We start from the raw sequence: 21,211 nt of genomic DNA, 5'->3' as shown, positions 1-21,211 counted from the left end.
GATCCGACCTTCCTTTATGGTCGGGTGCGGACAAGCAGACAGACCTAGACCATGCAGCTCCCGATCGAGGACATCCTGCCAGAGCTTATTGACGCTCTGGAGACAGAGGGGCGCGCGGTATTGCAAGCGCCGCCGGGCGCAGGCAAAACCACCGGCGTGCCGCTCGCCCTGCTTCGAGCCGGTGTGTCGAAGGGACGGATCCTGATGCTGGAGCCGCGCCGGCTTGCCGCGCGGGCCGCCGCCGAACGCATGGCTCAGACCCTTGGCGAGCCGGTCGGCCAGACCATCGGCTACCGGATACGCGGCGAGAACGCGGTCAGCCGCGCTACGAGGATCGAGGTCGTCACCGAGGGGATCCTCACCCGGATGCTGCAAGACGCGCCCGATCTGCCCGACATCGGCACCGTCATCTTCGACGAGTTCCACGAACGCTCGCTCAATGCAGATCTGGGCCTAGCACTTGCCTGGGAGGTGCGTCAGGCGCTCCGCGAAGATCTGCTGATCCTGGTCATGTCCGCGACGCTCGACGCCGCACCCGTCGCGCAGCTTCTCGACAATGCACCGCTGATTTCCTCTGCCGGGCAGGCCTATCCGGTCGAAACGATCTGGCGCGACAGGCCACCCGCACGGAGGGAGCGGTTCGAGACGACCATGGCCGATCTGATCCGCCGCGCCCTTGGCGAAACCCGGGGCGGTCTTCTGGCCTTTCTTCCCGGCGAGGGCGAGATCCGCCGCGTCGCGGGGCTTGTCACCCCCCATCTGCCTGCCGATGTCACGCTGCATACACTTTACGGCGCGATGAACCTGACCGACCAGCGCGCCGCGATCCGCCCGGCAAGCCACGGGCGCAAGCTGGTTCTGGCCACGGCCATCGCGGAAACCTCGCTCACGCTGGCCGATATCACCGTGGTGGTGGATGGCGGGCGGGCGCGCCGGGCGCGCTTCGATGCCGCGTCGGGCATGTCGCGTCTGGTGACGGAGATGGTTTCCCGTGCCGAGGCCGATCAGCGCCGGGGCCGCGCGGGGCGCACCGCACCCGGTCACTGCTATCGCAACTGGACCAGAGGTGCGGAAGGCGCCTTGCCCGCCTTCCCGCCCGCCGAGATCGAGGCCGCCGATCTGACCGGTCTCGCGCTCGATCTCGCCGAATGGGGCAACGCCGAAAACCTCGCCTTTCTGACCCCGCCGCCCGACGGGGCGCTGGCCGAGGCGCGGGCGCTTCTGACCGCACTTGGCGCGCTTGATGCGGATCACCGCATCACCACACATGGCAGGGCGCTGGCCAAGCTCCCGCTTCACCCGCGTCTTGGCCATATGCTTACCCTCGGCGGAAACGGCGCCGCCATGCTCGCGGCCCTTCTGTCGGAACGCGATCCGCTGCGCGGAGAGGGCAGCGATCTCGCGCTTCGCCTCCGCGCATTGCAGAGCGATGCGCGCCCCAATGCCGACCGGGCGGCGCTGGCACGGATCAGAACCGAAGCCAAACGCCTGTCGCGCTTCGAATCCGGTCCGGCCCTGGACCCGGCGGAGCAGGCGTCGCTGGCCTATCCGGACCGTATCGCACTCCGCCGCACGGGCGATGCGCCGCGCTACCTGCTGTCGGGCGGCAAGGGCGCGATGTTGCCCGATGGCGATCCTCTCGCGGGTCAGCGGCTTCTGGTTGTGACCGATCTGGACGGCGACCCGAGGGAGGCCCGCATTCGGCAGGCAATCCCGATCGCCGAAAGCGCCCTTCGCAGGCTCCACGCGGACCGGATTGCCTGGCGTGAAACCTGTGACTGGTCACGCCGCGATCGCCGGGTCATGGCCCGCAGGCAGGAGCGCCTCGGCGCTCTGATCCTGGATGACCGGATCTGGCCCGACGCCCCGGCGGAGGCGGTGGCCAAGGCGCTTGTCGCGGGCATCCGCGACCTGGGTCTGGGCGCGCTGAACTGGAGCAAGGAGGCAACGCTCCTGCGGGCGCGCATCGGGTTTGCGGGGCTGGCCGACATGTCTGAGGCGGCGCTTCTGGACAGTCTGGACCGATGGGCCGCGCCCTATCTGTCGGGCCTGAAATCCGCCGGGGATCTCAGCCGTTTCAATGTGGCCGAGGCGCTGAAGGCCGATCTTGGATGGGAGCGTCGGCAACGGCTTGAGGAGCTTGCACCGATGGCCTGGAAAACGCCGCTCGGCCGGGCCGCGCCGATCGATTACAGCACAGGGACGCCGGAGATCGCGCTGCGCCTGCAGGAGGTGTTCGGCACCACCGAACATCCCCGGATCGGTCCCGACCGGCTTCCGCTCAAGCTAACCCTTCTGTCGCCCGCGAACCGTCCGATCCAGATCACGACGGATCTGCCGGGTTTCTGGGACGGCTCCTACGCGGAGGTTCGAAAGGAGATGCGCGCCCGTTACCCCAAGCATCCATGGCCCGAAGATCCCCGCCATGCCGACCCCACATTGCGCGCCAGCCGGAGAAAGTGACCCGCCCCGGTCTTTCTCACGCACCTTCGCATATGCGATGCCGCGGTGCAGGCCAAGCGACATGCCCACGGATACTGTCAGGTTACGCCCACCGGGGGCAGCACCCGGCCCGCCGCCACCGCCGCGGCGCGTGCGGTCGGGTGTATCCGCTCGGACGGATCGTGCCCGATCACCCGGCGGTGCCGGGACAGGAACATCTTGCCCCACCCCGATGTCGTCCCGACCGACGGCGCCGACACATCGGTGATGTACCGCATCCGCCAATGTTCCGGCAGTGGCAGGCCTGCGGCCTCGGCCTCCCCCAGCATCCAGACCAGCGGGATGTTTGCCAGCGGCCGCGCGGCCCGCCAGCCGCCCAGTTGCCCGCCGATATCGCCATGGGCGCCCCGGAACCACATCTGTTGAACCTGCCCTGCGCGCGCCTCGGGAACAGTCCACAGAACCGGCGCATAGACATCACGGGTTTCATCCATCGCCAGCGCGTGGCGCGCCTGCAGGGTCGAGGGACCGAGCGCATCGGAATGGTACGGGTGAGCCTGTCGCATGAATCGCCAGACCAGCGGCCATCTCAACCCAAGCGCGCGCACCGTATCGTAGACCCCCAGAAACGCGATCGGAACCTGCGGGTGGCACAGCGCCGCCCGGAGCGCCGCAGCGCGGGGCCCGTCCGGGTCGGACCGGTAATGCTCATAGACCCGGGCGAGCGTCTCCTCCTCCACCTGTGCGGCGCGCAACAGGCCCATCCTGTCGATCAGTCCGGCAAGCGACCGCACGGCATAGGCCCCGCGGGAAAACCCCATCAGAACGATCCGGTCACCGGGGCGATAGTTGCGGGCCAGAAAGAGATAAGCGCGCTTGATCTGCCGATCGATGCCGACGCCCGCCAGTACCTCCACCGCGCGACGATAGCCGCGCCACTGGATCCCCGGTTCGTAATAGAGCGTCACATTCGAGGACGGGCCCAGTTCGGAAAGCAGCCGGTAGGTCAGCCCGATATTGGTCTCCCATCCGCGCCTGAGGCTCGACATCGTGCCATCGAGCAGCACCACATGGCAGCGGGGCGCGGGCACATGGGCCAGCCGGATCGGCGGCGGCGCGTTTCGAAAGCCCTTCCATCGGGTCCAGAGGCGGCTATTCCGCAGCAATGCCCCTTTCCCCTTCTTGCAGCATCGCCCAGACACGCGCCGGTGTGAACGGCATGTCCACGCGCCGGATGCCGAGGGGCCAGAGCGCATCCTGAACCGCGTTGGCAACGGCGGCCAGCGCCCCGACGGTTCCCGCCTCCCCGCAGCCTTTCATGCCAAGCTCGTTGGCGGTGGAGGGCACAGGCTCCGCATGAAATGCCACGAAGGGCATGTTATCGGCGCGCGGCATCCCGTAATCCATGAAGGTCGCGGTCAGCAGCTGGCCGGTTTCGTCATAGACCACATGTTCGGTGATCGCCTGACCGATCCCCTGCGCCACGCCGCCATGGACCTGCCCTTCGGCCAGCATCGGGTTCATCAGGTTTCCGAAATCGTCGACGACCGTGTAGCGCACGACCTCTGTCACGCCGGTGTCGCGGTCGATCTCCACCTCGGCGATATGGCATCCGTTCGGATAGGAACGGCCGGGGAGCTTGCCGGTCTCCTCCGCCACGCAAAGCGCCGCCTGGCCATCGGCTCGCGCCGCTTCCGCCGCTTCCAGAAGGGTGACGACCGTGTTCGAACCCGGCGTGCGGAACACCCCCTCCGCCGCATCGAAGGACACGTCATTTGCGTCCAGCATGGCCTCGACGAAGGGCACCAGCCCCGCGATCAGCGCCCGCCCCGTCACGCGCAGCGCGGTGCCCTGCGTGGTGACCGACCGGCTGCCGCCGGTGCCGCCGCCATGGGCGATGAGGTCGCTGTCGCCCTGCACGATCTCGATCGCCTCGATCGGCAGGCCGGTCTGGTCATGCACGAACTGGGCATAGACGGTTTCGTGGCCCTGCCCGTTGGATTGGGTGCCCACATAGACCCGCGCGCCCGACTGTGTCAGCTCGATCCTGGCGGTCTCGCTCGGATCGCCCAGAATGCTTTCGATGTAATAGCAGATCCCGAGGCCGCGCAGCCTGCCGGCGCGTTCCGCGGCGGATTTGCGCGCGGCAAACCCGGCCACATCCGCTTCCCGCTCGGCCCGCTTCAGCAGGCGGTCGAACTCCCCCACGTCGTAAAGCTCGCCCACGGCGGTCTTGTAGGGGAACTGATCCGGCTGAATGAAGCTTTTGCGGCGCAGTTCCAGCGGATCGACCCCTAGCTCGCGGGCGGCATAATCCATCGCGCGCTCCAGCGTGTAGATCGCCTCCGGACGGCCGGCGCCGCGATAGGCATCCACCTGGGTCGTGTTGGTGTAAACGCCCCGATTGTTCATAAACACGTCCTGAACATCGTAAACCCCGGTCAGTACGCGGGAAAACAGCTGGCTCTGGATCGGCTGCGCGAACTGGGAGTTATAGGCGCCCAGGTTCGACAGCGAGGTCATCCGGTAGGCCGTCATCCTGTAATCGGCATCGAAGCCAAGCTCGGCCACGCAAACCAGATCCCGGCCGGCATTGTCGCTCAGCATCGCCTCGGTCCGTTCGGACATCCAGCGCACCGGGCGCCCCAGTACGCGCGCGGCATGGGCGACCATGAAGCTTTCGGGGTAATCCATGCCCTTCATGCCAAACCCGCCGCCCACATCCGGCGTGGTCACGCGCACGTTACCGGCCTCTAGCCCGAACCATTTGGCCAGCGCCGCCTTGGTGCCCCAGACACCCTGCCCGTTCACCGCCAGATGCAGCCTGTCGCCATCCGTCTCCGCATAACAGCCGCGCGGCTCGAGCGAGTTCACGATGATCCGGTTGTCCTCGATCTCGAACCGGACGCGATGCGCCGATGCCGCCAGCGCCGCCTCCGTCGCATCCTCGTCGCCAAGCGCCCAGTCATAGGCCATGTTGTCGGGCGCTTCGGGATGCAGCTCGGGGCCGCCGGGGCGAAGCTCCATATGCGGCTCCAGCTCCTCGAAATCGAACACGATCAGTTCGGCGGCATCTTTCGCCGCGGCCACGCTGTCGGCCACGATGAAGGCGACGGGCTCGCCGACGAACCGCACCCGACCCTCGGCCAGAATGGGCCGCACCGGGGCCGCGCCATCCGAGCCATCCCGGTTTTTCACCGTCGAGAACTTCATCGCGTTTGCCAGGCCGGCCTCCGACAGATCGGCGGCGCTCAGCACCAGATGCACGCCCGGAGCGTCCCGCGCCCCGGTCAGATCGAGGGCCGTGATCTCTCCATGCGCGACGGGGCTGCGCAGCACATGGCCGAACAGCGCATCCTTCGGGGCCACATCGTCGATATACCGCCCGTGGCCGGTCAGCAGGCGGGTGTCCTCCAACCGGGTGACCGGCTGGCTGGTTCCGAATTTCGTCATGGGGTGTGTCCTCGCAGCATTCTGCTTCGGCCTTGAGATTAGCGACCCGTGCGCCAGTGTCCAGAGGGCCTGCGTCTCCATCGAGGCTTGGCCTTTCCCGCGCCGTTCGTTAGATGGTCCTCCGACGGACAAAAACCCCAAGGGTAAAGGGCGATGGAAAAGACCTTCGACGCGAGCCGGGCCGAGGCGCGGATCTACGAGGACTGGGAACGGAAGGGCTGTTTCAAGGCAGGCGCCAATGCGTCGCGGGATGAAACCTTCTGCATCATGATCCCGCCGCCGAACGTGACCGGCTCGCTGCATGTGGGCCACGCCTTCAACAACACATTGCAGGATATCCTGACCCGCTGGCACCGGATGCGCGGCTTCGACACGCTCTGGCAACCGGGGCAGGACCATGCAGGCATCGCCACGCAAATGGTGGTCGAGCGCAAACTGGCGACTGAGGGCAACGCAAGCCGCCGCGATATGGGTCGTGAGGACTTCCTGAAAAAGGTCTGGGAATGGAAGACCGAAAGCGGTGACACCATCATCACTCAGCTCAAGCGTCTGGGCGCGTCCTGCGACTGGTCGCGCAACGCCTTCACCATGTCGGGCGCGCCCAATGCCCCCGAGGGCCAGGAGGGCAATTTCCACGACGCGGTGATCCGCGTTTTCGTGGAGATGTACAACAAGGGCTACATCTATCGCGGCAAGCGGCTGGTGAACTGGGATCCGCATTTCGAGACGGCGATTTCCGATCTGGAAGTCGAACAGATCGAGAAGGACGGGTATATGTGGCGGCTCCGCTATCCGCTGGAGGATGGCGAAACTTACGAGCACCCGATCGAGTTCGACGAGGACGGCAATGTCACGGACACCGAAACACGCGATTATCTGACCGTCGCCACCACGCGCCCCGAGACCATGCTTGGCGATACCGGCGTCGCGGTTCATCCCGACGACCGGCGCTACGCGCATCTGGTCGGCAAACACGTGATCCTGCCGATCACCGGGCGGCGTGTGCCCATCGTGGCCGACAGCTACGCGGACCCCGAAAAGGGCACCGGCGCGGTGAAGATCACCCCAGCCCATGATTTCAACGACTGGGATGTGGGCCAACGCACCGGCCTGCGCGTGATCAACGTGATGGACACAAGGGCCTCGATGGCGCTGCGCGGCAATGGGGATTTCGCCGAGGGCTGCCCAGAGGACATGATCGCCGCGGCCATTGAACGGCTGGACGGGGCCGACCGCTACGAGGCGCGGGATGCTATTGTCACCTGGGCCGAAGACAACGGCTGGCTAGACGGGATCGATGCGGACCGGCACATGGTTCCCCATGGCGACCGCTCCAAGGTTTCGGTGGAGCCGTTCCTGACCGACCAGTGGTTCGTGGACACTGCGAAAATCGTCGAACCGGCGCTGGAGGCGGTCCGGGACGGGCGCACGAATATCATGCCCGAGCAGCACCGGAAGGTCTATTTCAACTGGCTGGAAAACATCCAGCCCTGGACCATCTCGCGGCAATTGTGGTGGGGGCATCAGATCCCGGTCTGGTATGGCTTCGATCTTGGCGCCGGTGGTTTCGTAGATGACGAAGGCGACAATGCGCTTGATCAGGTCGAGATGTTTCGCCTGCTAGACGCGCAGACGCTGCTCAAAGGCACTGAACGGCACCACGCCGCCATGGATTTCGATGGCGTCACGGGCCAGTTCGGCGATGTGATTGCCGCCCTTCCGGCACCGCTGAACCATGCACGGGTTGTGGAGGCCCCGGATCGCTCCGCCGCCGCACAGATGCTGGCGGAAAGCCTTGCGACCTATACGGTGGATCAGGATCCCACCAGGCTCCTCTACCCGGTCTGGCGCGACCCTGACGTGCTGGACACCTGGTTCTCGTCGGGTCTCTGGCCCATCGGCACGCTTGGCTGGCCGGAGCAAACCCCTGAACTGGAGCGCTATTTTCCGACCTCCGTCCTTATCTCGGGTTTCGACATCATCTTCTTCTGGGTCGCCCGGATGATGATGATGCAGCTTGCGGTGGTGGGCGAAGTCCCGTTCCGGGATGTCTATGTCCACGCGCTCGTCCGGGACGAGAAGGGACGGAAAATGTCGAAATCAATCGGCAACGTCCTCGATCCGCTGGACCTGATCGACAAATACGGAGCCGATGCGCTGCGGTTCACCATGGCCTCCATGGCCGCCATGGGGCGCGATGTGAAGCTTTCGGATGAGCGCGTGGCTGGCTACCGCAATTTCGGCACCAAGCTCTGGAACGCCGCACGGTTCGCAGAAATGAACGACTGCAAACCGGTCGCCGGTTTCGACCCCGGCGCGGTGACGCAGACGGTCAACAAATGGATCGTGGGAGAGATCGCGCGCGCCCGCGTCGCCCATGACGAGGCGCTGGCGGCCTATCGCTTCAACGATGCGGCGGGCGGGCTTTACGCCACCACATGGGGCAAGGTCTGCGACTGGTATCTGGAATTCGCCAAGCCGCTGTTCGCCAGTGGCGATGACACCGTGATTGCCGAAACCCGCGCCACCATGGCCTGGGTCATCGACCAGTGCCTGATCCTTCTGCATCCGGTCATGCCGTTCATCACCGAAGAGCTTTGGGGCCAGATCGCCACGCGCGACAAGATGCTGATCCATGCCGACTGGCCCGCTTATGGCGAAGAGCTGGTCGATGCGGAGGCCGACGCCGAAATCACATGGGTCATCGGATTGATCGACGAAATCCGTTCGGTCCGGGCGCAGATGCATGTGCCCGCCGGGATGAAAGTCCCACTGCTGCAGGCGGAACTGGATGCCGGGGGGCAGGCCGCATGGGATCGGAACGCCGCGATCATCCAGCGGATTGCCCGGGTCGACAGCCTGACCGTTGTCGACGCCCTGCCCAAGGGGGCGGTGACCGTCGCGGTGGAGGGCGGTGTCTTCGGCCTGCCGATTGCCGATATCATCGACGTGGAAGAAGAAAAGGCCCGGCTGGAAAAGCTCCTTGGCAAGCTGGCCAAGGAGTTGGGCGGGTTGCGCGGACGCCTCGGCAACCCGAAATTCGCCGAAAGCGCCCCGGCGGAGGTGGTCGAGGAAACCCGCAACAATCTTGCCGCGCGCGAAGAGGAAGAGGGCAAAATCAGGGACGCGCTGGCCCGGCTTGAGGAGATCGGCTGAGTGGCGCGGCGCGAGACGGGACCGTGGATGTCCGCCATTGCGCCCTCCGCTTGGGCCCCGGCATCGTTGATCACAAGGACCAGCCGAGGATTTCCCCGTTGACACGCTTTTTTCTGGCTCTGGCCGCTATATCGACCCTCGCCTCCCCCGTGGTTGCGGAGGCCGACGGGCCCGACGGGTGGCGGGTCAGCGGTGTCTCCGCAAACGATGTTCTGAACGCGCGCGCCGGCCCCGGTATCGGCTATCAGGTGCTGGAGACACTGCCCCATGAAGCCCGCGCGCTGGTTCAGGTGGTCTGTGTCCCCACCATAACGCGGGAGCAGTTCTTCGCGCTGAGCGAGGCGCAGCAATCCGCGTGGGGCGCCGGCCAGTCGCGGTGGTGTCTGGTCGGCTGGAACGGCCGCCAGATCGGTTGGGTCAATGCCCGGTACCTGACGGAAGATGGCAACTGAAGGGTGACGGCGACTGCGATGCGCGCATTTTTCTGCAACCTGTCCACCTCCGGCACTCGGCCGGGCCGTCGAGGGCAAGGCTTCATCGAACCCGGAATGGGTAGACATCCTGCATGAAGGCCGACGGCTGCCGGGCGCGGCCGTGACAGCGAATGGCCCGGAACACCTCTTGCGCCACGCCCCGCTTTCGGCTTTTCCTGCAGCCCATGACCGGACCCCGCTACACAAGGCTGATGGACAGCCTTCCCGCCTCCGTGCCGTTTGTCGGCCCCGAAACTCAGGAACGCGCCAATGGCGCGGCCTTCGTCGCACGACTGGGGGCCAATGAAAGCGTCTTCGGCCCATCGCCGAATGTGCTAAAGGCGATTGCCAATGCGGGCGCCGAAGCCTGGATGTATGGCGATCCAGAAGTGTTCGATCTCCGCCGGGCACTGGCTGACCATCATGGCGTGCGGCCGGAAAATATCGTTGTTGGCGAAGGGATTGACGGGCTTTTGGGGTATCTCGCCCGGATGCTGGTGGAGCCTGGCGACGCGGTAGTGACCTCCGCCGGCGCCTATCCGACCTTCAACTATCATGTGGCGGGCTTCGGCGGCGCGTTGCATCAGGTGCCTTATCAGGGCGACCATGAACACCCCGAAGCGCTGATCACCCGCGCGGAAGAGGCGCGCGCGAAACTGATCTACCTCGCCAATCCCGACAATCCGATGGGAAGCTGGCACGGGGCGGCCTCCGTGCAGGCGATGGTCGAGGCGGTTCCCGAAGGCTGCCTTCTGGCGCTGGACGAGGCCTATGTCGATATGGCGCCGCCCGGCACGGCCCCGGCGCTGGACATGGCGGACCGCCGCGTGATCCGATTTCGGACCTTCTCCAAGGCCTACGGTCTGGCGGGCCTGCGGGTCGGCTATGCGATGGCCCATGCCGACCTCATCGCGAGCTTCAACAAGATCCGCAACCATTTCGGCTTGGGGCGGCTGGCGCAGGCCGCGGCCCTTGCCGCGCTGAACGATCAGGACCATCTGAACGCCACGCTTGAGCGCATCGCCGCCTCCCGCGAGCGGATTGGCCGGATCGCCCGCGAAACCGGGCTGACACCGCTGCCATCGGCCACGAATTTCGTCACCATAGACTGCGGACGGGACGGGGATTTCGCCCGCGCCGTTGTCGCCGCGCTGAGCAAACGGGGAATTTTCGTACGCATGCCCTTCACGCCGCCGCAGGATCGCTGCATCCGCGTCTCATGCGGAATCGACGCCGATCTGACGCTTTTCGAAGCTGCTCTGCCCGACGCGCTGACCGAGGCCGCGGGCTAGGCTCCCGTTCCGGCGATGACGGCGGTGGCGGCTTCCAGCCCGCCCGGATCATGCGGGATCTGCAGCGCGGCCATGCCCGCCTGGAGGCTGCCCAGAACACCCAGAACCATCTGCGCGTTCACATGACCCATATGACCGATCCGGAAGAAATCATCCGGTGCGGCGTCCATGCCGAGCGGAATGCCCAGGGTCACGCCCGCCTCATGGATCATCCATTCGCGCAGCCGCGTCGCGTTTCCGCCGCCCATGTTGACCGTGGTGACGGCGTTGCTGCGTTTGCCGGCTTCGGCGATATTGAGGCGCATCTGCCCGCCCTGGCCCCATGCCTCGAACGCGGCCCAGATCGCACGGGCCAGCGTGGCATGGCGGGCCCAGACCTGTTCCAGCCCCTCCTCCTTCAGGATCATATCCAGCGCCACTCGCAGGCCGTAAAGATGATGAGTCGGCGCGGTGCCGCAAAAATACCGGTAGAAAAGCTCCGGCTTGGACCGCGGACGCCAATCCCAATAGGGAGTGACCAGATCGGCGGTGTCCCGGGCCGCATCGGCCTTGGGATTGAAATAGACAAAGGCCATTCCGGGCGGTGTCATCAGGCCCTTCTGGCTGCCGGTGACCATAAGATCAACGCCCCAGTCATCCATATGGAACTCATCACAGGCCAGGCAGGCGATGTTGTCGGAAAACAGCATTGCCGGATGGTCGGCGGCGTTCAGGGTTTCTCTGAGAGCCTGAATGTCGTTCCTGACGGAGGTTGCGGTGTCCACATGGACGGCCAGAACCGCCTTGATGCGATGATCCCGGTCGGCGGTCAGCGCCTCGGCCACGCGCCCCATATCGATATCCGATGCAAGACCGAAATCGATCACCTGCGCCTCCACGCCAAGCGCGCTCGCCATTTCGCCCCAGCCAAGACAGAACCGGCCGGTTCCAAGGATCAGGATCCGTTCGCCGCGCGACAGGGTATTGGTCAGCGCCGCTTCCCACGCGCCATGGCCATTGGCGATATACATCGCCACATCATGCCGGGTCCGGGCCACGGATTTGAGATCGGGCACAATATCGGACACCATATCCACCAGTTCCCCGGTGTAGATGTTCGGCGCGGGGCGATGCATGGCCTGCAGCACGCGGTCCGGCATGACCGAGGGGCCCGGGATGGCAAGGTAGTGGCGACCGTTGGCAAGGCTCATCTTCGCGTCTTTCCTTTACAGTGGGGCCAGACGTAAATCGGGGATTGCGTCCGGTCAATTGCGCGGGCAGGTCTTGGTAGCGGCAGGGTCATGATTAGCTGTGATTTGAGATATCAGGAGCGGTGATATGACAGGTGAAATCGCGACGGACCGTATGGTCCTGAAGATCGGCGGGGCCGAGCGGGAGCATTTCCTCCACGGGCTGGTGACCCAGGATCTCAAGCCCGAGGGGGAGGGGCTGGCCTATGCCGCGCTCCTGAGCCCGCAAGGCAAGTATCTTGCCGATTTCTTCCTTCTCAACCGGGGCGATCACATCCTGCTTGACGTGAAGGCCGAGGCGGCTCAGGCGCTTGCGCAGCGGCTGATGATGTACAAGCTTCGCGCCGATGTGACGATAGAGGACAGCGGTCTGCCGGTGGTGCGCGGTCTGGGCGAGGCCCCCGCAGGGGCATGGCCCGACCCCCGCGACGCAGCACTTGGCTGGCGCGGCTACGGGATAGAGGGCGGCGCGCCCGAGGTGGATTGGGATGCGCTCCGCGTGAGCCGCGTTATCCCCGAAACGGGCGTGGAACTGGTGCCCGATGGCAGCTTCATTCTGGAGATGGGGTTTGACCGCCTGTCCGGCGTCGACCATCGCAAGGGTTGTTACGTTGGGCAGGAGGTGACGGCGCGGATGAAGCACAAGACCGAGCTGCGCAAAGGTCTGGTGCAGGTCGAGATCGAGGGCACGGCGCCGGTTGGAACGGAGGTTCTGGCCGAGGATGGCCGCGCGGCGGGCACGGTCTACACCCAGGCCGATGGCCGCGCCCTGGCCTATCTGCGCTTCGACCGCGCCAAGGGTCCGATGACGGCAGGCGAGGCGCGGCTGTCCTGGCCCGGCGCCAAGGGCTGATCCGGGTCAATCCCGTGGCGAGGGCGGCGGCACCGCCAGCGCGCGCCGATCAGATGAGAAGCGAGGCCGCCCCCTCATGACGCAGAAGCGCCACTTTGGTCTCCACCCCTCCGGCGCCTGAAAAGCCGGTCAGACCCTTGGCGCCCATGACCCTGTGGCAGGGGATCAGGATGGGGATCGGGTTGCCGCCACAAGCCTGCCCCACGGATTGGGCAGACTGGCCCAGATCGGCGGCGATCTCTCCATAGGTGCGGGTATAGCCGTAGGGAATGGCGGAAATCGCATCGCAGACCGCGCGCTGAAACCTGGACCCGCGCGGCGCAAGTGGCACGGTGAACACCGTCAGATCGCCCGCGAAATAGGCCTCCAGCTCCGCCACCGCCTGTCTCAGGATCGGTGTCGACGCCGCGCCTTCGCCCTGCCGCCAGCGGACGGAGGTGATCGCGCCCTCCTCTTCGGTCAGGGTCAGCCAGCCGACGGGGGTTTCCACGCTCGCCTGCATGCGCCTTATTCCGCAGCGTCAAGCTTGTCCTGGGTCCGGGTCTCGAAATCGCCCGCGTCGTGACGCTCGTGCAACTGCATGGCTGGCTCGCCGAAAGTGCGGTTGACCATGCGGCCCCGCTGGACGGCCGGGCGGGCATCGATGCGACCGGCCCATTCCATCACATGGGTGTAGCTTGCCACATCAAGAAACTCCGCCGCATCGTAGAGACGGCCCAGAACCAGTTGCCCGTACCAAGCCCAGATCGCGATATCGGCAATCGTGTAGGTGTCGCCGGCCATCCAGTCGCTGTCGGCCAGATGCCGGTTGAGAACATCGAGCTGGCGTTTGGTTTCCATCGCGAAACGGTCGATCGGATACTCCCATTTCTCAGGCGCATAGGCATAGAAATGGCCGAAACCGCCGCCCAGATAGGGGGCCGACCCCATTTGCCAGAACAGCCAGGACAGCATCTCGGGCCGATCCTTCGGATCCGTCAGGAACGCGCCGTGCTTCTCGGCCAGATAGAGCAGGATCGCGCCGGACTCGAAAACACGGGTGGGCGGTGTGGTGGACCGGTCCATCAGCGCGGGGATTTTCGAGTTGGGGTTCACGTCGAGAAAGCCGCTGCCGAACTGCTCCCCCTCGGAGATATTGATCACCCATGCATCGTATTCGGCCTCTGCATGGCCCGCCGCCAGCAACTCCTCCAGAAGAACTGTGACCTTCACCCCATTGGGCGTGGCCAGAGAATAGAGTTGCAGAGGGTGCTTGCCGACCGGTAGCTCCTTGTCATGGGTCGGACCCGCGATGGGACGGTTGGTGCTGGCGAATTTCCCGCCGGAGGATTTGTCCCAGGTCCAGACCTTGGGGGGTGTGTAGTCGTCGGAACGGGTCATACGGGGCCTCCTGTCTGCAATTCATGGCAAACTAGGCCGCGCGACCGGGAAACCCAAGGCACAAGCGAATGTGCGAATTTGCAAGTCATTCGTCTGACACCTGGCGGGCGTAATCTTCGGCGTTGAGCCAGCCCTTGGATGCGATCACCTTGCCATCTTCATCGAGGTCCCATTGCTCCCATCCGCTGATCTTCAGCGGGTTCTGGGTGAGGAGTCATGGCCTGTGGGCCGCCATACGAAGATCACGTGATCGCCCACTGGCCGCACGAAATCGCAGGTCAGCGCCAGATCCGGAACATCGGCATGGAATCCGGCAGCCCTCCCGGCCACGCGTGCGCGGCTCGTCCGCGGCTCGCCGCGTTTGAGGATGATCTCGCCATCCTCCGCAGAAACGATGCGACCCCGTCGGGATCGCCGGAGTTGCAGGCAGCCGTACCGGCATGGGCGATTTCAGTGATTGCAGCGGCTGAGAAGGGGATCTGAACTCCTGCGAATTGCATCGGGCTCAACGTCGCAACCCCGCGCCATCCTATGCACGGGGAAAAAGGGCGCGAACCGGTCGCGCCCCTGCTTTCAGTCCGACAGTGCCTTGTCGCAGCGTCCGCAGACCCCCGGATGCTTATGCCGGCCCACATCGGGCAGGATCTTCCAGCAACGCTGGCATTTCTCGCCCTCGGCCGTCTCGAAAACCACGCCGACGCCCTCCACTTCCGGCAGGCGGAACGCCTCCGCCGGGATCGGATCGCCGGTCAGCGTCAGACCCGACGTGATGGCGATATCGTCGAAGGACACGGATTTGAGCGCCTCCAGCATGTCGGCATCGCGGGCATGGACCACCGGGGCCGCTTCGAGGCTGGCCCCGATCACCTTGTCCTGACGCTGGATTTCCAGCGCCGCCGTCACCACGCGCCGCGCGGTGCGGATTTTCGCCCATTTCGCGGCAAGCGCATCGTCGCGCCACGCGGCCGGCGTTTCGGGGATATCCGTGAGATGGATCGAGCTCTCCTCCCCCGGGAAACGCTCCAGCCAGACCTCCTCCATCGTGAAGACCAGAACCGGCGCAAGCCATGTGGTCAGCCGATGGAACAGGATATCGAGCACGGTGCGCGCGGCGCGGCGCCGCGGCGTGTCGCCATCGCAATACAACGCGTCCTTGCGAATATCGAAATAGAAGGCCGAAAGATCGGTCGTGGCGAAGGTGAAGACCGCCTGAAACACGCCCTGGAAATCGTATCTGGCATAGCCCTCGCGAACCAGCCGGTCGAGCTCGGCCAGACGGTGCAGAACCCACCGCTCCAGTTCGGGCATCTCTGCGGGCGCAACCCGGTCCGCCTCGCTGAAATCGGCCAGACTGCCCAGCAGGAACCGCATCGTGTTGCGCAGCCGCCGGTAGCTGTCGGCGGTACCTTTCAGGATTTCGGGCCCGATCCGCTGGTCGTTGGTGAAGTCCACCTGCGCCACCCAGAGCCGCAGGATATCGGCGCCGTATTGCTTGACGACCGTCTCGGGCACGATGGTGTTACCCAGGCTTTTGGACATCTTCATGCCCTTTTCGTCCAGCGTGAAACCGTGGGTCAGAACGCCCCGATAGGGCGCGCGGCCCATCGTACCGCAGGCCTGCAGCATAGAGGAATGGAACCACCCGCGATGCTGGTCGGTGCCTTCCAGATAGAGATCGGCGATGCCGTCTTCGGAGCCGTCGGGCCGATCCCGCAGGACGAAGGCGTGGGTGGAGCCGCTGTCGAACCACACATCAAGGATGTCGAACACCTGCTCATAGGCATCCGGGTCGTGGTCATTGCCGAGGAACCGCGCCTTGGCACCATCCTTGTACCACGCATCGGCACCCTCTTCCTCGAAGGCCGCGAGGATACGGGCGTTCACCGCCGGATCGCGGAGAAGGAAATCGGGGTCATCGGGCTTGGCCCCCTTCCTGACGAAGCAGGTCAGCGGCACGCCCCAGGCCCGCTGGCGGGACAGAACCCAGTCGGGCCGCGCCGCGATCATCGAATGCAGGCGGTTGCGGCCGGTCTGCGGGGTCCAGGTGACCAGTTCGTCGATGGAGCGCAGCGCGCGCTCGCGGATGGTCTTGCCATAGGTGTCCTGCCCGTCGCCCACCGGTTTGTCGATGGCGACGAACCATTGCGGCGTGTTGCGGTAGATGAGCGGCGCCTTCGAGCGCCAGCTGTGGGGGTAGGAGTGCTTGAGGCGGCCTCGGGCCAGAAGCGCGCCGACCTCGACCAGTTTGCCGATCACGGCGGTGTTGGCATTGCCCTCCTTGCCGTTCGGTTTGAGGATCTGCGTGCCTCCGAAAAACGGCAGGTTGGACCGGAAGGAACCGTCTTCCAGCACGTTATAGGTCATCGGCAGCCCGTATTTCAGCCCGATCTGGTAGTCGTCGTCGCCGTGGCTGGGCGCGGTATGAACGAACCCGGTTCCAGCGTCATCGGTGACATGATCGCCGGGAAGAACGGGAACGTCGAAATCCCACTCGCCATTCGCACCCTCGACGCCGCGCAGAGGATGGGCACAAGCCAGCGTGCCCAGTTCGTCGGCCGTCACGTCGCGCAAACGGCGATACATGGTGTCGTCCAACCGCGCCTGAGTGAAGATGCTTTCCGCCAATGTATCCGCCATCAGATACCTGCGGCCGATTTTGGCCCAGCATTCCTCAGGGCGGCCCGTAACCTCGTACAAACCATAGGATATTTCCGGCCCAAAACAGATCGCCCGGTTCTGCGGCATAGTCCAGGGCGTCGTGGTCCAGATCACCACATGCGCGCCGTCCAGATCGCCAAGCGGCTCCAGCCGCCCCGGGGTCAAACCTGGCCCCATGACCAACGGATCGGTGCGCTTGTCAGCAAGTACCCGAAAGGTAACCCAGATTGTATGGCTCTGGTGGTCGTGATACTCCACCTCCGCCTCGGCGAGCGCGGTCTTCTCGACCGGGCTCCACATCACGGGCTTCGAGCCCTGATACAAAGTCCCGTTCATCAGAAACTTCTGGAACTCCTCCGCGATCACTCGTTCGGCGTGAAAATCCATCGTCAGATAGGGGTTCTCCCACTTGCCGGTGACGCCGAGACGCTTGAACTCCTCGCGCTGGATGTCGACCCAACCCGTTGCGAAATCGCGACATTCCTGACGGAACTCGACCACCGGCACCGCATCCTTATCGCGCCCCTTCTGGCGGTACTTCTCTTCGATCTTCCATTCGATGGGCAGGCCGTGGCAGTCCCAGCCGGGGATGTAACGGGCATCCTTGCCCATCATCTGCTGGCTGCGCACGACCATGTCCTTCAGGATCTTGTTCAGCGCGTGGCCGATATGCAGGTTCCCGTTGGCATAGGGCGGGCCGTCATGGAGCGTGAAGGGCGTGCGGTTTTCCGCTTTCTCGCGCAGCTTGTCGTAAACTCCGATTTTTTCCCATCTTTCCAGCCACTCGGGCTCGCGCTTGGGCAGTCCCGCGCGCATCGGAAATTCGGTTCGCGGCAGATTGAGGGTAGACTTGTAATCAGGCGTCTCGGCGCACATGTCAGGCGTCCTTTGGTGCGGAATTCTTCAGGGATTTCAGGGCGGTGCGAGGGCTCAAACACCTTGTCCCGGCGTCTCAGTTGCTAGAGAGCCGGGGTTGTAATTCGAATGATGATGCGCGCGATCACATACGTCATGGCCCGGGTTATAGGCGCGCCGAGCTGCGGGGTAAAGATGCCGAAAGCACCTGCGGAGCGCCAGTTGAAGGCCTGGGCCGACGCGCCCCAAGCTGCAGCACCGATCTATGGCCGCCTTCTCCCACGCCAACGGCGGAAAGGTAATACTGGAACCCGCACTCCGAGTGAGCCGTCCGCGGCGCCGGCATCGACGAGACCGCTTTGTGCAGACTGATTCGCAAAAAGATCGCGAAATCGGCGTCCTGCGCTTCATACTTTTTTAACTAACTCCATTCCCGGCGACAATCTGCCGGAATTGCCCGGATTGGGGGCACTTTCATGGGCGGATTCTGGCCAAATTCTGGCATCGCGTCACGATAATGTCCCGGTTTCATCACTCCGTAGCATGAATTTTAGTCAATATTTCCGCGTAGGTAATGAGCGTACTGAGTCAGGAAAACGAATGGCTATCAGAAATTTTGTCGCTTTCGACAGCGCTGGACTTACTGTCGCCGCCGGATCGCCATCGCTGACCTCGGGCAGCAGCATCATCAACAATTCCAGCACTCCGGATGGCACGATCTTCGATTATGCCGCCGGGTTCGGGGTGAACATCGCGCTGAATGATCTCAGCAGCAATACGACCATCTTCGATGACGACCTGCCTGGCAGACACACCATTACCGATGGCGCGGGGATTGTAAGCGACGGCGCCAGCGTTGAATCTGAATCGCAGATTTTTCTGCGCGCACTGGACGAATTCGGCAATGAGACCGGACCGCAGATTACGGTCTATGTCTTCTCGCAGGGTGGAAATACATCAGATGTCTGGGGATTTGCCAGCAATGCGGCGCTGGTCGACGGCACCCGCTATGTCAAGACCGGAGGCAGCAATAACGGGTCGTCCAACTATTCCGATTTCATAACCTGTTTCGGCCCGCGGACGGTGCTGCGCGGCCCGAACGGCCCGGTTCCGGTGGAAGAGCTGGAGATCGGGCAGAAGATCTGGACGCTGGATGATCCGGCCTGCCCTGTCAGCTGGGTCGGCCGCGCGACGGTCGAGGCCGAAGGCCGGTTTGCGCCGGTGGTCATCGCAGCGGGCGCAATTGGCAATTCCGATGAGCTTTTGGTCTCGCCAGAACACCGCATCTATTTCGAGGATTGCGCGCTGGATCTGCTTTTCGGCCATGACCGGGCGCTGGTCGCGGCCAAACATCTGGTTGGCCTGCCCGGGGTCGCCCGCCGGACGGGCGGGACGATCACGTACACGCATCTGATGTTCGACAGGCATCGGATCGTCGATGCCAATGGCTGTCTCAGCGAAAGCTTCTTTCCCGCCGACATGGCGCTGGCTGCGCTGGACTACGAGCCGATGGCCGAACTTTTGAGCCTTTATCCCGATCTGATCCGGCGGCCCGCCGCCTACGGCTCGACGGCCGCGCCGGTGCTGCGCCGGTATGAGGCGGATGCGTATCGTGCGGTCTACCGGCATCAGGGCGTCACGCCACTGGCTCACGTGGCGGAGCAGCTCGAAGCGGTCTAGGCCGCAGGCGGTGCCGCGGCCCGCGACACGGCCCGCTCCCGCAGAACCACATAAAGCCCCGAGGCGATGGTCAACGCGATGCCGAAGGCCGCCAGCCCGTCGGGAAGATCGCGGAAGACCAGCCAGCCGACAAGCGTCGCCATGGGGATTTCCAGATACTGCATCGGTGCCAGCGTGGCCGATGGCGCGAAGCGCAGGCTCCATGTCATAAGAAGGTGGCCGACAACACCGAAGACGCCGACCGCGGCCAGCAGCCAAAGCTCGGTACTCTGCGGGGCGATCCAACCGATCATCGGCGGGTTGCTGCCCGGACCGGGCGCAAACAGAAAGAGCGGCAGCAAAAGCGGCAGCGCCATCAGTCCGGAGGCCGCCTGCAGTGCCACCGGATCCACCTCCTTGGCGATTTTCCGGGTGACCAGCATGAAGAGTGCAAACACCAGCGCCACGCCGAGAGGCAGAAGCGCGGGCGCGCCGACCTCGGCAAAGCTCGGCTGGACCACCATCAGGGTGCCCGCAAAACCCACCGCGCAGGCGATCAGTCGCCTCGGGCCCACCTCCTCCCCCAGGAAGTACTTCCCGAGGATCAGCAGAATGAACGGCATCACGAACGCGATGGCGACCGCATCGGCAAGCGGCAGATAGCGCAACGCGGTAAACATCAGACCAAGCCCCAGAACCTGGAGGATCGTGCGCAGGAATGTCAGCCGCACAATCCGCGCCGTGGGGAAGAGCGCGGCGCCTGCGAGGAGCGCAAACGGCAGAAGCAGCCCCGCCTGTGCCCCGAACCGCACAAGGATCAACTGCAGGAGCGGGATGGTATCGCCAAGTATCTTGGCGAGCGCATCGGCAACCGGGATCACGATGCAAAAGCCAAGCATCAGCAGGATGCCGAGAAGGGGGCGGTCGGCGGTCATGGGGCAAGGCGTGACATACTTCGCCCGAGATGTCAGCCGTCAATAGCTGCCCTTGACGGCGGAGATCAGTGTTTCGGCCAGCGCAAAGCCGCAGCGGCGATAGATCCGGCCCGGCGCGCCGTCCTGATCCGCCACGATCACCGGGATCGTGGCTGGCTCCTCTGCGGCGGCCCAATCGGCGCCCGCGGTCACGAGGGCTGCGCAAATCCCGCGGCGGCGATAACGGGCCCGGGTCTCCACGTTCTGATAGCGCGCGACCCCATCGCCCAGAAACACGCCCAGATCGCCCACCAACAGGTCACCCTCGAACGCCCCCAGCCAGACCGCCCCGCCGGACCCGGCCAGGCGGCGAAGATTGCCGAAACGGGCTACGACAAAAGGCCGATGCGGGCCGGGATCATACCCTTCCTCGACGCCTGTCTCGATCTGCAAGGCTATCACCTGATCCCATTCCGCATCCGTGGCGACCGGGCGGATCATGATCCCGTCGGGGGTGCCATGACGCCAGGGCGGGCCGGTCAATGTCAGCACATCGGCCGTCTCTATTGCAAACCCCCGGCGGGCCAGTTCCGCATGCCCCGCACCCGGCGCCATACCCGGCACGTCCCAGGCCAGCGTCACGTGGCCAGCATCGGGGAAATCGGCGTGAAACCGGGCGATCTGCGCGTCGGGATCCACTTCGCCATGACGAAAGATCAGCATGTTTCCGAACCAGAAATCAGGCTCCGACGGGGTGCGGAGGACAAGCCTGTCGGGATGGCTCTCGATCAGGCTGACGCCGCGCTGGACCACCAGATCGCTTCTGAGCCCCAGGGATCTCAGCATC

At 64.7% G+C, this 21,211-nt stretch carries 14 protein-coding genes; 6 read left to right on the top strand and 8 right to left on the bottom strand.

All coding sequences use genetic code 11. The annotated features are described in order from the left end of the window. Positions 1 to 51: 51 nt before the first annotated feature. Positions 52 to 2,463: an ATP-dependent helicase HrpB gene (hrpB, locus tag D9R08_RS04420; RefSeq protein WP_121896740.1), complete on the top strand. Its 2,412-nt coding sequence runs from the start codon at positions 52 to 54 to the stop codon at positions 2,461 to 2,463. A gap of 77 nt (positions 2,464 to 2,540) precedes the next feature. On the opposite strand, the gene D9R08_RS04415 is transcribed toward hrpB, so the two are convergent. Both D9R08_RS04415 and D9R08_RS04410 read right to left on the bottom strand, forming a co-directional pair. Continuing rightward, positions 2,541 to 3,608: a DUF2235 domain-containing protein gene (locus D9R08_RS04415; RefSeq protein ID WP_233557221.1), complete on the bottom strand. Its 1,068-nt coding sequence runs from the start codon at positions 3,606 to 3,608 to the stop codon at positions 2,541 to 2,543. Then, on the bottom strand, positions 3,595 to 5,895 hold the full coding sequence (locus tag D9R08_RS04410) for a xanthine dehydrogenase family protein molybdopterin-binding subunit (RefSeq protein WP_121896738.1): 2,301 nt from the start codon (positions 5,893 to 5,895) through the stop codon (positions 3,595 to 3,597). Before D9R08_RS04410 ends, D9R08_RS04415 begins: the two co-directional genes overlap by 14 nt. Positions 5,896 to 6,048: 153 nt before the next feature. Between D9R08_RS04410 and D9R08_RS04405 the strand changes: the two genes are divergently transcribed. From D9R08_RS04405 to D9R08_RS04395, 3 genes are all read left to right on the top strand, one after another. Then, entirely contained in the window at positions 6,049 to 9,051 is a 3,003-nt protein-coding gene (locus D9R08_RS04405; RefSeq protein ID WP_121896737.1) for a valine--tRNA ligase, read from the top strand. 98 nt (positions 9,052 to 9,149) lie between these two features. Next, positions 9,150 to 9,503: an SH3 domain-containing protein gene (locus tag D9R08_RS04400; protein WP_121896736.1), complete on the top strand. Its 354-nt coding sequence runs from the start codon at positions 9,150 to 9,152 to the stop codon at positions 9,501 to 9,503. Between the two features lie 206 nt (positions 9,504 to 9,709). Continuing rightward, complete coding sequence (locus D9R08_RS04395) at positions 9,710 to 10,816, top strand: pyridoxal phosphate-dependent aminotransferase (protein ID WP_121896735.1); 1,107 nt, start codon at positions 9,710 to 9,712, stop codon at positions 10,814 to 10,816. Here the strand turns inward: D9R08_RS04395 and D9R08_RS04390 are convergent. After that, on the bottom strand, positions 10,813 to 12,006 hold the full coding sequence (locus D9R08_RS04390) for a pyridoxal-phosphate-dependent aminotransferase family protein (protein WP_121896734.1): 1,194 nt from the start codon (positions 12,004 to 12,006) through the stop codon (positions 10,813 to 10,815). The genes D9R08_RS04395 and D9R08_RS04390 overlap by 4 nt on opposite strands. A gap of 127 nt (positions 12,007 to 12,133) precedes the next feature. Here D9R08_RS04390 and ygfZ point away from each other — a divergent pair, with 127 nt between their 5' ends. Beyond that, a complete protein-coding gene (gene ygfZ / locus D9R08_RS04385) occupies positions 12,134 to 12,898 on the top strand; it encodes a CAF17-like 4Fe-4S cluster assembly/insertion protein YgfZ (protein ID WP_121896733.1) in 765 nt (254 codons plus the stop codon). Positions 12,899 to 12,947: 49 nt separating this feature from the next. Here the strand turns inward: ygfZ and D9R08_RS04380 are convergent, their stop codons facing one another. From D9R08_RS04380 to ileS, 3 genes are all read right to left on the bottom strand, one after another. Beyond that, on the bottom strand, positions 12,948 to 13,400 hold the full coding sequence (locus tag D9R08_RS04380; RefSeq protein WP_121896732.1) for a methylated-DNA--[protein]-cysteine S-methyltransferase: 453 nt from the start codon (positions 13,398 to 13,400) through the stop codon (positions 12,948 to 12,950). Positions 13,401 to 13,405: 5 nt separating this feature from the next. Then, positions 13,406 to 14,278, bottom strand: a complete 873-nt coding sequence (gene yghU, locus D9R08_RS04375) for a glutathione-dependent disulfide-bond oxidoreductase (RefSeq protein WP_121896731.1) — start codon at positions 14,276 to 14,278, stop codon at positions 13,406 to 13,408. 573 nt (positions 14,279 to 14,851) lie between these two features. Then, a complete protein-coding gene (gene ileS / locus D9R08_RS04365) occupies positions 14,852 to 17,812 on the bottom strand; it encodes an isoleucine--tRNA ligase (RefSeq protein WP_121896729.1) in 2,961 nt (986 codons plus the stop codon). A gap of 579 nt (positions 17,813 to 18,391) precedes the next feature. Between ileS and D9R08_RS04360 the strand changes: the two genes are divergently transcribed. Continuing rightward, the gene (locus D9R08_RS04360) at positions 18,392 to 19,471 is read left to right on the top strand and encodes a Hint domain-containing protein (protein WP_158598923.1); all 1,080 of its coding nucleotides are present in this window, start codon (positions 18,392 to 18,394) and stop codon (positions 19,469 to 19,471) included. On the opposite strand, the gene D9R08_RS04355 is transcribed toward D9R08_RS04360, so the two are convergent. Continuing rightward, positions 19,468 to 20,385 carry a DMT family transporter gene (locus D9R08_RS04355; RefSeq protein ID WP_121896727.1) on the bottom strand — a complete coding sequence of 306 codons (918 nt, stop codon included), beginning with the start codon at positions 20,383 to 20,385 and terminating at the stop codon, positions 19,468 to 19,470. The genes D9R08_RS04360 and D9R08_RS04355 overlap by 4 nt on opposite strands. A 39-nt stretch (positions 20,386 to 20,424) precedes the next feature. Continuing rightward, a complete protein-coding gene (locus D9R08_RS04350) occupies positions 20,425 to 21,210 on the bottom strand; it encodes a GNAT family N-acetyltransferase (RefSeq protein WP_121896726.1) in 786 nt (261 codons plus the stop codon). Position 21,211: the final 1 nt, after the last annotated feature.

This window comes from Rhodophyticola porphyridii (assembly GCF_003688285.1).
Lineage (GTDB): Bacteria > Pseudomonadota > Alphaproteobacteria > Rhodobacterales > Rhodobacteraceae > Rhodophyticola > Rhodophyticola porphyridii.
Note: the sequence above shows the minus strand (reverse complement) of the source record. Positions and strands in the feature narration are given on the sequence as shown.